The organism is Streptococcus sp. CCH5-D3 (assembly GCF_001556435.1).
Classification (GTDB): domain Bacteria; phylum Bacillota; class Bacilli; order Lactobacillales; family Streptococcaceae; genus Streptococcus.
In genome coordinates, this window is the sequence record NZ_LSIW01000081.1 from 22,927 (window position 1) to 37,262 (window position 14,336).

The 14,336-nt window shown below is 41.7% G+C and carries 12 protein-coding genes and 1 pseudogene; 2 read left to right on the plus strand and 11 right to left on the minus strand.

What is annotated here, in order from left to right:
* Positions 1 to 174: 174 nt before the first annotated feature.
* The 6 genes and pseudogenes from AX662_RS05565 to AX662_RS05590 all read right to left on the minus strand — a co-directional run bounded on the left by AX662_RS05565 (position 175) and on the right by AX662_RS05590 (position 4,857).
* Positions 175 to 753, minus strand: coding sequence for a hypothetical protein (locus AX662_RS05565; protein WP_060971857.1), 579 nt, complete (start codon positions 751 to 753; stop codon positions 175 to 177).
* On the minus strand, positions 746 to 1,486 hold the full coding sequence (locus AX662_RS05570) for a hypothetical protein (RefSeq protein ID WP_060971858.1): 741 nt from the start codon (positions 1,484 to 1,486) through the stop codon (positions 746 to 748). The genes AX662_RS05565 and AX662_RS05570 overlap by 8 nt, the downstream gene beginning before the upstream one ends.
* Entirely contained in the window at positions 1,483 to 2,376 is an 894-nt protein-coding gene (locus tag AX662_RS05575; RefSeq protein WP_060971859.1) for an ABC transporter ATP-binding protein, read from the minus strand. Before AX662_RS05575 ends, AX662_RS05570 begins: the two co-directional genes overlap by 4 nt.
* Positions 2,377 to 2,452: 76 nt before the next feature.
* Positions 2,453 to 2,566: pseudogene (locus AX662_RS11100) on the minus strand (immunity protein YezG family protein); the annotation flags it as partial.
* A gap of 79 nt (positions 2,567 to 2,645) precedes the next feature.
* Entirely contained in the window at positions 2,646 to 3,074 is a 429-nt protein-coding gene (locus tag AX662_RS10970; RefSeq protein WP_231728415.1) for a hypothetical protein, read from the minus strand.
* A gap of 412 nt (positions 3,075 to 3,486) precedes the next feature.
* Positions 3,487 to 4,857 carry a hypothetical protein gene (locus AX662_RS05590; RefSeq protein WP_060971862.1) on the minus strand — a complete coding sequence of 457 codons (1,371 nt, stop codon included), beginning with the start codon at positions 4,855 to 4,857 and terminating at the stop codon, positions 3,487 to 3,489.
* Between the two features lie 287 nt (positions 4,858 to 5,144).
* On the opposite strand from AX662_RS05590, the gene AX662_RS05595 reads away from it, so the two are divergent.
* On the plus strand, positions 5,145 to 5,903 hold the full coding sequence (locus tag AX662_RS05595) for a peptidylprolyl isomerase (RefSeq protein ID WP_060971863.1): 759 nt from the start codon (positions 5,145 to 5,147) through the stop codon (positions 5,901 to 5,903).
* A gap of 36 nt (positions 5,904 to 5,939) precedes the next feature.
* On the opposite strand, the gene AX662_RS05600 is transcribed toward AX662_RS05595, so the two are convergent.
* The gene (locus AX662_RS05600; RefSeq protein WP_060971864.1) at positions 5,940 to 7,841 is read right to left on the minus strand and encodes a beta-glucoside-specific PTS transporter subunit IIABC; all 1,902 of its coding nucleotides are present in this window, start codon (positions 7,839 to 7,841) and stop codon (positions 5,940 to 5,942) included.
* 305 nt (positions 7,842 to 8,146) lie between these two features.
* Here AX662_RS05600 and AX662_RS05605 point away from each other — a divergent pair, with 305 nt between their 5' ends.
* Positions 8,147 to 8,782: a hypothetical protein gene (locus tag AX662_RS05605; protein WP_060971865.1), complete on the plus strand. Its 636-nt coding sequence runs from the start codon at positions 8,147 to 8,149 to the stop codon at positions 8,780 to 8,782.
* Positions 8,783 to 8,853: 71 nt separating this feature from the next.
* Here the strand turns inward: AX662_RS05605 and AX662_RS05610 are convergent, their stop codons facing one another.
* The 4 genes from AX662_RS05610 to glyQ all read right to left on the minus strand — a co-directional run bounded on the left by AX662_RS05610 (position 8,854) and on the right by glyQ (position 13,939).
* A complete protein-coding gene (locus AX662_RS05610) occupies positions 8,854 to 10,245 on the minus strand; it encodes an amino acid permease (protein WP_060971866.1) in 1,392 nt (463 codons plus the stop codon).
* A 167-nt stretch (positions 10,246 to 10,412) separates the two neighbouring features.
* A complete protein-coding gene (locus AX662_RS05615; RefSeq protein ID WP_048790600.1) occupies positions 10,413 to 10,670 on the minus strand; it encodes a DUF896 family protein in 258 nt (85 codons plus the stop codon).
* Positions 10,671 to 10,703: 33 nt separating this feature from the next.
* Positions 10,704 to 12,740: a glycine--tRNA ligase subunit beta gene (glyS, locus tag AX662_RS05620; protein WP_060971867.1), complete on the minus strand. Its 2,037-nt coding sequence runs from the start codon at positions 12,738 to 12,740 to the stop codon at positions 10,704 to 10,706.
* 281 nt (positions 12,741 to 13,021) lie between these two features.
* Entirely contained in the window at positions 13,022 to 13,939 is a 918-nt protein-coding gene (gene glyQ, locus AX662_RS05625; RefSeq protein WP_049496776.1) for a glycine--tRNA ligase subunit alpha, read from the minus strand.
* Positions 13,940 to 14,336: the final 397 nt, after the last annotated feature.

The following is a 14,336-nucleotide window of genomic DNA, read 5'->3' on the forward strand; positions in this document are numbered from 1 at the left end:
TGTACCCTAAAGTTAGATTTTTCTGTCTAACTTTTGTGGTGCCATTCACTTCTAGTGAATTATAGTATTTTCACTGTCCACTGTAAGTGGGAGTATATCACCTTCACCATCTCAGAGGATAGGAATTAAAAGAAGATTTCAATAGAAAAAGGACTCTGCATTGAAAAAGAATCCTTAATTTCTTATAATCCCATCAAATAATTTCTTCAAATTCCCAAAACTCACCACTGGAAAGACGAGTCCTGAGTAGAATAAGAGCACGGTGTTTAGAAAATCTACCAAGACTGAAATTCGTTGGAAGCGGATGGTCAGTCGAATCATGACAAGATAATAGCCGAGGAAAATCAGGAAACCAATCAGTACCACGAGCAGTCCTTGAAAACTGATGACCTTCAAAGAAAAGTGAGTTGGTAAATCCTGATGAATCAAAAGTAGAGCAATCCAGAAGATCAAAGACAACCAAACAAAGTAAACCACTGCTCGTTGCAGGTAAATTCTATACACTGATTGCAAAGCATACTGGGTGCCAAAAGATTGCCCAGACCGAATCTCGTACTCCAACTCTTCATTACCCAAGGAGACCACATGGGTCAAGATGAAATAATAATAGAAATAGGACAACTGAAAGTCAGAATTTCCCCTCAAAAGGCTATAAAAACCAAGAATGAAAATGACGTGGTAGAGGGTGTCAAACAGGGTATCCGCCCAGCGTCTCCTGCGAAAGAGATAAAATCGCTTCACTTCATTATACATGGAACAAACTTCCCTTCTTTTTGGCATAGGTCAAACAAGTTTGAAAGCACAAGAAACCCAAGAGCCAGTAAATCAAACCGTATCCCAGTAATAATAAAAGAACGAACCAACTTGGCTGGCGGATAAAACTCACCAAGAGATGGAAAGGCAAGAAACGAGTTAAAGTAGCAATCAAATGACTCGATTGTTCCTGAAAACCAACCAAAAAGAGAATCCCGTAAGCAAGGAGGCTAGTAATACTGGAAATTTTTGTAAAGACAAAGGAAAAACTGGCAAAGAGAAAGCCTAGACCATAAAGGGACGCAATAACCACAAAGGACAGAAGAAAGGTAACAAATGTATCGACCCAGTCAGTAGGAAAGGCAATCTGCTGAACCAAGGCAACCAAGCAAAACAAAGGAATGGCCTTGACCAAGTCCAACAAAATCTGTACGATAATTTTGATAAAAAGCATGCCAAATATGCTCCGCCGACTCTGAATCACGTTGATAATGGTGCGGTCTGCAATCTCATCCTCGATAAAATAGGTTGGATGGGTGATACTGTGGCTAGAAAAATACCAAGTAAAAAGCAAGATAAACAGCTCAAAAGTATCTTGCTGGCTGTCAAAATAGGTCAGAAAACCCGTAATTAGAAAGAAAATTCCCAGATTGGCAAAGAGAAGATTGACTTTGAACTGTTTGTATTCACTGAGTTGGCGACTAAACTCTCGCCCAATAGCTGCTAGCATCATTTGAGCACCTCATAAAGCAAATCTTCCAAAGAGGCAGGTTCTCGGGTGAACTGCAAGACTTCTGTTTCTTCCAGCAATAGCCGATAAAGGTCTGGATTTCTGGTCTCTACCGAAATCCCACCGTCAAGCACCTTGTAGTCCAGCTCAGGGAATCTTTGTTTCAGTACACTTTCTGCACTCTTATCTAACAGCAAGTGATAGACTTCATGCTGGTGGACATTGCCAAAAATCTCTTCAAAGGTTCCTTCACGATAAAGCCGCCCCTCCTGAATTACCACCACCCGAGTGCTGACCTTCTCGATAAAACTAGCATCATGACTGGTGATAAAAATACTGGCTTGATGGTGACGAGCATAATCCTGCAAAAGAGTCATCAGCTGTTTTTTTGCCAGCAAATCTAGCCCATTGGTCGGCTCATCCAAACAGAGTACTTTCGGTTTTTGCACCAAGGCTAAGATTAAGGTCAATTTTTGACGGTTGCCCTGGGACAGTTCTGAAACCAGCGTGTCCTTATAAGGGGTAAAAGCCAGCTGGTCACACAAGACATCCACCTCTGCCTTGATATGAGACAAGGCAATCCCATTCAAGCTTAGAAAATATTGGAGATTCTCCATAGCTGTCAAATAACTGTACAACCCCTGCCCGCTCTCCAAGACAAACTTGACCAGCGAGTGGATTTTCTTGGAGCGATTAGAAACGCCATAGACACGAACCTCGCCCTTATCCTGCAAAAAAATCCCTGCCAAGAGCTTGATAAAAGTCGACTTACCGGCACCATTGCCACCAACGATGGAGAAGATTTCACCTGAATCCGCTTGAAAATCAGGAATGTCTAACACCAACTTCTTGTGAAAACTCTTTTGAACTTGTGAAAATGTTATGTTAGTCATTTAAGATTACCCCTTGATTTGGAAGATTCCCTTTAATTTGTTCAATTATTTTTTCAATATCTATAATTTCAGTATTATTAGGAAAATTATAATGCTTTGGAATATAGAGATTGTAGATATACTCATTTTTCCCCTCTTCATTAACACTCTGAGCAATCTCACGAATTTTTTCATTAATTTGTTTTTCCATTTTATCCTCCAATACGGTTTAAAATTGTTTTAACTTCAAGCATTTTGCCATCAATTTCATACATTACTTTAACCACAACTTAACCCTGCATCCTCCTATACTCCTTCGACTTCTCGCCATACCAGTCCTTAGCTGAGTAGCCAAATTGCTCTCGATATTGCTCAGAATATTTAAAAAGGTAATAGCCTCGTAGCAAATCAATGGAAAAGACATAAGTCGCAAAGACAAATATAGCAGGCATTATAGGCATTAACACCGCATCAATGTTCCCTCTAATGTCACTTCCAGTAGAGCGGTCAAAAAGCACCAGTCCAGCTGTAATCCCTGTTCCACTTAAAAAGACCAAACCATCCGAAATCTTTTCAGTCACAAGTGCTACCATGGGGCTAAACTCTGTCTGATTTTGAAGAGCTTCTTTCAGTTTACGGGGAACCGTTCGAATCAAGTAATAAATGGAAAGAAGAAACATAGTTCCCGATAGTATGCTGACAATATTTCGTCGTGTCATCATCATTATACCAGCACATATTGTAAAGATAGCGAGTAAGACTACCATGTAAAAGTAGGTGCAAAATTTTAGTTTCATCGGGCTTCTTCTGTACTTTATTGAAAGGAGCAGATAGACCAGATACATGACCACATACAAGATAATCATGGGCCACTGAATCCAAGAAAATGTAGGATCTTGTTCAACGGTCAAGCCCTTTATAAACATCGGTGTGGCAATGGAAGAAAAGTAAAGAAGGATTGAAGTGATAAACAAGCCAATAAATCGTTTCCAGCTTCCTTTTTGATTGAGCTTTTCTACGGTCTCCTTAGTGACAAGAGACTGGCTTTGATCGAATGTATAATTTAAAAATCTCAATAGTTTTCTCCTTTTATCAAGAAAAAACAGGAAGGTTTCCCCTCCTGTTCCTTAATTAATCCTCGCCATCTGGACCTGATTTATAAGTAAGGTAGAACGTATCGTCATCTTCTTTGGTATCAAATGACAAGTAAACACTCTTGAGTTTACCATCTCCAGCATCATAGTCACTATAAGAAATGCTCATTTCTTTTTTGAATTCACCTTGACGAGATGTTGAGATTGTGTATTCTGCACTTGAAGCTTTAGGGTGATCCTTAACGATATCTTCAAGTTTCGTACCGTTTGATGGATCAGTGTAATCACCCTTAGTGAGAGCATCAAACTGTTCTTTTGTCCAGTCAGCTTTGTAAGAGCGATCAACTTCAACCTTATCTTGAGGGAATCTACCTGAAGCATATGACAAGATAAATGTACCGTCATATTGTTTCTTAAAGTTTAGGTAAACACTTTCACCATAGTCTTTACCAGAGTAATTCAACTTCATCTCATCGCCAGAGATTTGTGCATCAGAAGCCTTACCATAAGTCTTGATGATAGACTTAACGGTATCTTTACCGACTTTCAATTTCTGGAACTTAGATTCATTCCAGTCAAATTTAGCATTTTTGTCAATGTAATCGTTGACGTCAGTGCTATCACCTTTTGAATCAGATTTAGAGTCAGATTTTGAATCGCTGTCATCATTTTTCTTGTCAGCATCATCGTCTTTATCAGCAACTTTTGATGTCTTGCTTGAGCTTGTGTTATCACTAGCGTTTTGAGAGATTTGGAAAATCAAACCACCAATAGACACAAAGAGCATGAGACCAGCAACACCTGTTGCAATGATTGAAAGCAATTTCTTGCTTGATTTAAGGCTAAAGACAAGTGAAACAACTGCCACCGCAACTGCGAGGACTGTCAAGATGATGAAGAGCCAAGCAGGACCTACAAACCATGCCAAGACTGCAAAGATTACTGAAAGTGCAATCGCAACGATTGGCAAGATAAGATTGAAAAGAGGTTTATCTGCTGAGCCAGCTGCTGCTGGATTAGGAACTGTTCCAAATCCTTGAGCTGATGAGATAGGTGCCTTTTCAAACATGCTTGAATCAAATTGTGGGGTTGGTTGTTGCACAGGTGCTTCTGAGAAAGCTTCTGCACCAAATGGTGATTCACTGCTTGCTTGTTCTGCGACGGCATCCTCAGCTGTTTCAGCTACATCTGCGATGTCATCTTGTTCTGTGACTTCTTCAGTAGCAACTGGTTCTGGAGCTACTTCTTCAGCGACAGGTTCATTAGCTGGTGCTTCTACAGATGCTGCTTGAGCAGCCAAAGCACTTGTATCAAAGTCAGCTGCTTTAGCATCCAAAAATTCTTGGGGGCTAGGCTTACGCCCGTGTACCGACTCAAAGAGTTCAGCCCATTCTGCTTTAGTTGACATAAAAATCTCCTTTTTTCAAGAAATCCAAACAAGAGGCCCCTTCAGCTTAGCGAAGTTTTCTATAGTTAGAATTTAGACACCTATCTCTGATAAGAGCAAGTAGCATGCGTCCTTCCAAAAGTCAGCCCTCACTTTTTAGCCTGAGGCAACCTTTCCCTATATCTAGTCCCATGTTCATTTTCTTGTTGATAGTTCCATTCTACCATATTTAAAGACCTCTGTTAACCGTTTCCCAAAAGGTTTTTTTCTGCTACAATAGTAGGTATAATGCACCAAAGGAGTTATATATGAAAAACATTAAAAAGTACATTCCATTAATTATTGTACTTGTTATCGCAGGCCTAGGTTTTGCCTTTCGTGAGAACATCTCACGCGCCGTTCGTGGAGATGCCTACGTTGATAACAAGATATTCACTAAACAATTAGAAAAGGCTCAAAAATCTGGAAAAGATGCCTTTCCACAGTTGTCAGACAAGGTTGGTAAGGACGAAGCTGAAGTTATCCTCCACACTTCAAAGGGTGATATCACAGTCAAGCTCTTCCCTACACTTGCTCCTAAGGCTTCTGAAAACTTCTTGAAGCATGCCAAGGACAAATACTATGATGGGCTTACCTTCCACCGTGTCATCAAGGACTTCATGATTCAAAGTGGTGACCCTAAGGGTGACGGTACTGGTGGAGAATCTATCTGGAAGAAAGGGTTCGCTGTTGAGCCTACACCATTCCTCTACAACATCCGTGGCGCACTTGCTATGGCTAATACTGGTGCTAAAGAGTCAAACGGCAGCCAATTCTACATTGTTCAAAACAAGGATGATCAAAGCAAACAGCTAGGAAATGCTGGCTATCCAAAACCTATCATTGACGCCTACAAAAAAGGTGGTTACTCAGCTGGCGATACTAAATATACCGTCTTTGGACAAGTCATCAAAGGCATGGATGTCGTTGATACCATTGGCAATCTTGAAGTCGATGACAACAGCAAACCAAAAGAAAATGTAACGGTCAATTCCGTTGAAGTCGTTAAAGACTACAAATTCAAATAAACAAAAATCCGAGAAGCTGATTCTCGGATTTCTTTTTTATTTAACAGCGGTGAGGAGATAATCACCAGTGTTAACACGAGCTTCTTTAGTTGTTAAGACATCATCAAAGTCAGCTGTATTGGTTACAATGACTGGTGTGATAACTGGTAATTTAGCGTCTCGGATAGTTGCTAGGTCAAATTCTATAAGTTTTTGACCCGCTTCTACGACATCCTCTGCTTCCACATAGGTCTTGAAGCCTTTACCAGCAAGAGAAACAGTATCCATACCAATATGAATGAGAAGCTCTGCACCATTTTCAGTTGTCAAACCAATCGCATGACCAGTAGGGAAGACTAAATTAACAGTTGCCTTAGCTGGTGCGACCACTACCCCATCAGTAGGGTCAATAGCGATACCTTTACCCATAGCTCCTGAGGCAAAGACTTGGTCAGGAACTTGGTCAAGTGGGACAACATTCCCGATAAGTGGGCTCGCAATAATTTCTTGTTGAATTTCTTTAGGAGCAGGTGCAGCTTCTTCAGCTTTTTCCTCAACCTTAGCTGCTCCACCACCGTATAGATTTGGTACTCGCACAAAGAGTTGGATGAGGAAGGCAAGAACACCACCCACAATGGCAATAATAATGGCAAAGATAACTTTAGAAAGGTTACCATCCGGTCCAATAAGGCTTGGGAAGACAAAAACACCCAGACCACCTATTGAATACGTCTTAATATCTAGGGCCATCATGGCAGCCCCCATAAGTCCTGAAACACCACATGAAATGTAGAATGGTGTTTTCATTGGAAGAGTCACCCCATAGATAGCAGGTTCTGTTACACCAAAAATAGATGAAACAAAGGCTGGCATAGAAATGATACGGACTTTTTCTTCTTTTGTCTTAAGCATGATAGCCCCCAATACACCTGTTTGCGTGAAACATGGAAGGATAGCTGCTGAAAGAATCGTAGAACTTCCGTTTGTTGCCACATCTAAGATAGCAAGGGGAACAAGCGCCCAGTGCATTCCGAACATAACCAAGACTTGCCATAGGATACCAAGTACAAGACCAAAGACAATCGGACTAAAGTTCATAATCGCTTGGAAAAGACTTGTCAATCCATCAGAGAAAGTGTTGGCAATTGGTCCCACCACCAAGAATGTTAATGGTACTGTAATGAGCAATGTAAAGAAAGGTACTACGAAGACTTTAATGACATCTGGAGTAATCTTAGTAAAGAATTTTTGAATGTATGAAGCCACCCAGATTGCCAAGATAGAAGGCATTACAGTTGAGAGGTAGCCCCCTGCAGGAAGCGCAAATGGAATAACTCCTAGAACATGACCTTGACCAGCTTTCTGAAGAGCAGTCACCAGCGTAGCAATATCAGGATAAACAAGTGCTCCTGCAATCGCAATAGCTGTAAACTCATTAACCTTGAAACGACGAGCAGAAGTCAAGGCAATCAAGATTGGCAAGAACTGGAAGAAACCATCCCCCGCCGCATTAAGGATGACATACATAGGGCTTGTTGCAGCTGACAGGCCACATGCTGCCATGACAGCGACTATTCCTTTGATAATCCCGGCTGCAGCCAAAGGCCCAAGGAAAGGTTGGAAAATACTTGATACCAAAGATACAAAGCGGTCAAAGAGATTTCCCTTTGGTGCATCCCCCTCATCAAGATCAAGACTTCCACCTGCTGGAAGACCACCAACTTGGAGAACCTCCGCATAAACATCAGGCACATGGTTACCGATAACCACCTGATATTGTCCACCTGCCTTAACAACAGTAACAACTCCGTCACGGTTCTTAAGGTAGTCATCATCTGCTTTAGATTCATCTTTCAAATCAAAGCGCAAACGTGTCACACAATGTTTTAAGCTATTGACATTTTGCTTACCACCAACGTGTTTGAGAATGTCTTCAGCTAATTCAGTATATTTAGCCATAAGGGCTCCTTTCTTTTCTAGGATTTTAGTTCTTTCGAGGCTTTTTCAACGAAAAAAACCTAAATAAATACCAAGAACCAATTAGGGTGAGTATACACTACTCCCATTAGTTTTCCGTATTTATCTAGGTTTTGCCTGCTGACCAGTAACAATCCTTTTGATATGGTTATATAATATCAGAGTCCAAATATTTTTGCAAGCCCTTACAAAAATATTTTTTGTTTTTTGAGGTAAAATCTTGACCAAGATAATAAGTCATGATAAACTATTGTTAGTTTATAAACTAACAGAAAGAGAGTTACACGATGAAAACAAGTGCAATTATTGAATTTAAAGATACATACGCTAGCATGAAATGCCACGAGCTTGGTTACCAAACCAAGGAAACTGCCTTAGCTATTATTTCTCCTACTGGACATATTCTATCAAGTACACCGCTTTTCAGAAAGGTATATGGTTCAAATACTGCTCACATCGACCAACTTCCTTTCAATATAGATAACCTCAGTATCACAGCAAGAGGTCTTAGTAAAAAGGCTAAAGCCAACTTGGAAGATTGGATTACCCATACTATAATTCTTCCAATGGACTATGATAAGTCCTTTACTAAGCATCAAGAACTTTTGCACCTCTTAGCAGATTCACCTATCGTTGAGTCTGTCCAATCTTTAACTTATAAGACAGTAAAGATTCATTTTTCCGAAGCACTCAATGATGAAAATATTCGCCAACTGCAAGGTTTTATTCTCGCTCAGGCAGGTATCTACAGCTATATTGGGACATCTACAGTCTCAGACCGAAATGCCCACCAGGCTCTTGAATGGGCTAAACTTGATGTTAATGGTCGTTCGCACAACGATCACAAGCCTGCTATTTTCCATCGTAGTAAGGGGCTCTTAAGTGGTTTCTTTCACCATGGAAGTCAAGAAAGTATTGCATAGATAATAATTGGGACACCTTGTGTCCTTTTTTTGACAACAAAAAACTCACCATAAAGGTGAGCTAAATTGATTTATTTACTGTGTTTCCAGTTACTATAGATACTAAATACGACAATCCAGATGGCTGCCCCAATAGCTCCGACAACTGTTGACTTTTGCAAGAAGAGACAAACAAAGACGAAGATGAAGAAAAGGATAGTCAATGGATTAAGAATCTTATAGGCTGGCATAAGGAAGCCATCTGCCATAAACTCTTGAGACTTACCGTACTTGAGATGAGCAAGCATGGTCAAAATATAGATGGCAATGTAGACACCTGATGAAGATGCGGTAATCAAAGCGAAGGCGTCAGATACACCAGGTAAGACGTTGATGAAGGCTGAAACACAAACTACAATGGCTGAAACAATGATAGCACGTGAAGGAATACCATTACGGGCCAAGGTATCAAGTTTCAAAGATTTCATAACCTTACTGTTTGGTGTTTCCCTAGCGATTTGGAAAAGGTGACGGCCAGTTGAATAAAGTGTTGAATTCAAAGAAGAGGCTGCTGCTGTCAAAACAACAAAGTTAATGAAAGCCGCTGCCCACTTGATACCAGCCATTTGGAAGACCGTTACGAAGGGTGATTCATTAACTGGAAGTTTTTGCCATGGGAAGATAGCCATGAGGGCAATGAGGGCACCCACATAGAAAATGACAATACGAATCGGAATTTCCTTAATTGCCTTTGGTAAAACCTTACGTGGATTTGCTGTCTCAGATGTTGTAATCCCTACAAATTCGATGGCTTGGTAGGCAAAGAAGACCATTTGGAAGGTCATGACAAAGCTCACCCAACCTTTAGGGAACATCTGAAAGCCGTGTGTAATATTGGAAAGGCTAGCATGTCCAGCAGGCGTTTCAAAGTTAGTTGCTACCATGAAGATACCTGTTGCGATAAGAGCAAGAATGGTGATAATCTTGATCATCCCAAACCAAAACTCAACTTCCCCGAAAATCTTAACCGCAATCAAGTTAACCGAACTCAGGATAATCAAGAAGACAATCTGAATCTGCCAGGCAGGCCAACTTGGAAACCAAAACTGCACATAGTTCGATACAGCCGTAATTTCTGCCATACCAAGAAATACCAGTGATACCCAGTAAGACCAACCTGAGAAGAATCCCCAGCCTTTACCAAGGTATTTCGTAATAAAATTAATAAAGGTATGTTGGTCCGGGTCCATGTAGAGCATCTCACCGATAGCTCGCATCATGAGGTACATGAAGACACCTGTCAGCATATAAACAAGTATGATTGAAGGTCCTGTTAGGGAAAGGGAACGCCCTGCCCCAAGGAAGAGACCTGTACCGATTGTACCAGCGATGGCAATCAGCTGGACGTGACGGTTTTGAAGACCACGCACCATCCCATTCTCAGTCTGGTTGTCGTCGTCTTTATGATGTTGCTTTTGCGACATTTTTTTCACTCCAATTCTATTAAGCAAGACTCATTGAGTCCTGCAATTTTTAACATAACCTACATTGTACCATTTTTGAAACAATTGGTCAATATTATACAGAATATTCAGAATTTTATACTTCAAAACAAGGGCTTGGAAAACTTCCAAACCCTTGTTACTAGTTATTATGATTCAGGATCATCAAGGCTACGACCATGCAAGCCTTTTTCACGTTGGATTTGACGTAGTTTCTCAGGTGTCACATCGTTACCTTCTTCGTCAACCACTTTAATTCCTTCGATGTGGTGACGAACTGAGCGACGATAACCCTCAATGTATTCTTCACGAAGTTTTGCTTGTTCTACCTCTTCTTCTGGTGTCAAGCCTTCTGTTTTTTTCTTTTTAGCAAGCTCATTGATACGAGCAATTTTTTCAGGTGTCATAATAAAACCTACTTTCTACCTGCCATCAAGTTATTATTTTGTATTCAATTGATTAAAGGCTGCAACAGCTTTGGCTTTAGCCACAAGACCCGAAAGAAGGGCCAAACGGTTATTTTTAACAGCTTCATCCTCTGCCATTACCATAGTATTGTCAAAGAATGCATCGATGACTGGGCTAAGAGCAAAGAGCTGAGCCAATTTGTCACTAGCTGAACCAGTCAATTCAAGCTCTTCAATTGCTTTAGAAAGGGCTTTTTCTTGATCATTTTCAAAGAGACTGGCATCGACTGTTACTGAAGCATCTGCTTTTTCTGCCAAGTTGAAGGCACGTGAGAGTGATTCAACAGCTGCCTTGTAACCATCAGCCTTAGCAGCTTCTGAGAGGGCGTCAGCTGCTTCAAGCATATCCGCAACCACGAAGTTTGAACCAGCAAGAACGGCTTCTTTGATATCTTTTGATGTGCGTCCCATCATCTTGTCCACACGCGCTTTGATGAAGTTGATGACTTCTGCTTGATTGTCATAAGAAAGACTATCAAATGAAAGGGCGTAAAGGCTGTCGATCAACTCATCCATAGGGATGTGCCAACCAAAAGCATCCAAGATACGAACAATCCCTTGCGTTGCACGACGAAGCGCATAAGGGTCATTAGAACCTGATGGAATCAAGCCAACTGAGAAGAAGGAAAGGAGGGTATCCAATTTATCTGCAAGCGCAAGGATGGCACCAACCTTAGTCTCTGGAAGAGCTCCGTCTGCTGAATCAGGAAGGTAGTGCTCACGGATAGCTGTCGCAACCGCAGCATCCTCACCAGCAAGGAGGGCGTATTTTTCACCCATGATTCCTTGCAATTCATCGAACTCTCCGACCATACCAGTCAAGAGGTCAAATTTATAGATTTCAGCTGCACGCGCTACGGCGGCCGTTTCTTCGGCAGTCAAACCAGCTTGCTCAGCCAATGATGCGGCAATGACACCAGCACGGGCCATGTGTTCTGAGAGAGAACCGATTTTTTCATGGAAAGTCACGTTAGCCAATTTAGCAACGAGGTCTTCAATCTTAAGTTTTTGGTCTTCACGCCAGAAGAATTCACCATCTTCAAGACGGGCCACCAATACTTTTTCATTTCCTCGGATAACATTTTCCAAGTGCTCAGCGTTACCATTACGGACTGAGATGAAGTTTGGTTTAAGCTTACCGTCAAGGTCACGTACAACAAAGTAACGTTGGTGCGTTTCCATTGATGTCACCAAGACTTCTTCTGGAACGTCCAAATACTTAGTATCGAAACTTCCCATAAATGCAGTTGGGTATTCGACCAAGTTCAAGACTTCATTCAAAAGTCCTTCTTCGATTTGGACTTGAACACCTTGTTCTGCTTCGATAGCTTTGATTTGCTCACGAATCATGTTTTCACGTTCTTTGCTATCCGCAATCACGTAAACAGTACGAAGGTCTTCCTCATAAGAATCCGCATTGGTAATTTCCACTTCATGTCCAAGGAAACGATGTCCACGACTCACACGACCTGACTTGATATCCAAGAAGTCAAGGTCAAGCGCTTCGTCGCCCAAAAGAACTGTCAAGGTGTGAACTGGGCGAATGTATTCAAATGTGTTGTTAGCCCAGTGCATGCTGACAGGGAAAGTCAATGAAGCAAGCACTTCTGGAACGCCAACCAAAACTTCTTTAGCAGGTTTTCCAGCTTCGTGTTTAGTAACATAAACGTACTCTTCACCTTTGACTTCACGGAATTCGATATCGTCAACAGTCAAGCCTTTCCCACGGACAAATCCTTGCGCCGCTTTTGAGAAGTTACCTTCTGCATCCAAAGCGATTTTCTTAGAAGGGCCTTTAAAATCTTCGGTCAAATCGGATTGTTGATCAGCCAAACCAATCACACGGACTGCCAAACGGCGTGGTGTTGAGAAGGTTTGAATGCTTTCGTATGAGAGACGGTTATCATCCAAGAAGGCTGCCATTTTCTCCCCGAGTTGTTTTTCACTTGGTGTGACAACGTAGGCTGGCAACTCTTCAAGTCCAAGTTCTACTAATAAGTTTTTTGTCATGTTTCTTCCTTTACAAAATTCTTTTTTCGATAGGCGCCTTAGGTACTGGGGATGTTGCTAACTAACTTTGTGAGGCTGTATGGAAATCTGGTGTCTCCTTAACATAGATTTCCAACAGTCTCATCAAAGTGGATTTAGCTAACTGATTTTTGAACCTAACGTTTCAAAAATTCCCATATACCAGTACGGCGGCGCCTATCCCTTTAGCAAGTCTTCGACTTGCCTCTGGGTAGCCATGTGGGCTCACTAGGTTCGCCCATTTTCCATTCTTGTAACTTTGCTTATTCTTCCTCTTCTGCTAGGAGTTTTGCGCGTGTGGCTTCGTCAAGAAGTGGGTAACCAAGTTTCTTACGTTCTGCGACGAAGGTTTTGGCTACGACACGGGCCAAGTTACGGATGCGGGCAATGTAACCGGCACGTTCTGTAACAGAAACAGCGCCACGAGCATCTAGCAAGTTAAAAGTATGTGAACATTTCAAAACGTAGTCATAGGCAGGGTGAACAAGACCCAATTCCAAGGCACGTCCTGCTTCTTTTTCAAATTTTTCGAAGTTTTCAAGAAGCATGTCTTGGTCAGAAACTTCAAAGCTGTATTTTGAGTGTTCGTATTCTGGTTGAAGGAAGATTTCTCCGTATTTAACGCCTGGAGCCCACTCGATATCATAAACTGAGTCTACTTCTTGGATGTAAGAAGCCAAACGTTCCAATCCGTAAGTGACCTCAGAAGTTACTGGACCAGTTGCCAAACCACCGACTTGTTGGAAATAGGTGAACTGAGTGATTTCCATACCGTCAAGCCAAACTTCCCAACCAAGACCAGCCGAACCAGTTGATGGGTTTTCCCAGTTATCTTCAACAAAACGGATATCGTGTTCCAACGGATCAATTCCCAACTTTTCCAAAGACTCAAGGTAAAGCTCTTGGATGTTAGATGGTGATGGTTTCATGACCACTTGGAATTGGTGGTGTTGGTAAAGACGGTTTGGGTTTTCCCCATAACGACCATCAGCTGGACGACGAGATGGTTCTACATAAGCCGCATTCCATGGCTCCGGACCAATGGCACGAAGGAAGGTGTAAGGACTCATAGTTCCCGCACCCTTTTCGTTATCATAAGCCTGCATGAGCATACACCCCTGGTCATTCCAGTATTGTTGCAAAGTCAAAATAATTTCTTGAAATGTTAATTTCTTAGACATTGAATACTCCTTGATTAAAAATGATTTCTTGCGACACGAGTCTGCCTCGTCGATTATACGAGGCAAGACGAGTTAGTACTGCGTCTAGCTCAGGCACCCTAGTGCTGAGCGTGAGGCAGTCCGACTGTAAGGAGGTCTCTGCCACTGACGCAGTGGAAAGTCAATTTTTTAGACATGTTTTACTCCTTATTCATAAAGTTTCTTGTGACTCAGGATACAAAAAGAACCGTGTCTCTGCTCCTAAGTCGTTTGACCTAGGGGCGTCAGAAACGCGGTTCCACCCTAATTTATTACTTCATTTTATCTGTTTGTCTTCAGCCATTTGCTGAGAGAAAGCGCCACTTGCCTACTTTGCTCTACTTGGCTTCCACTGTCCCAAGCTCGCTAGAAAAACGCC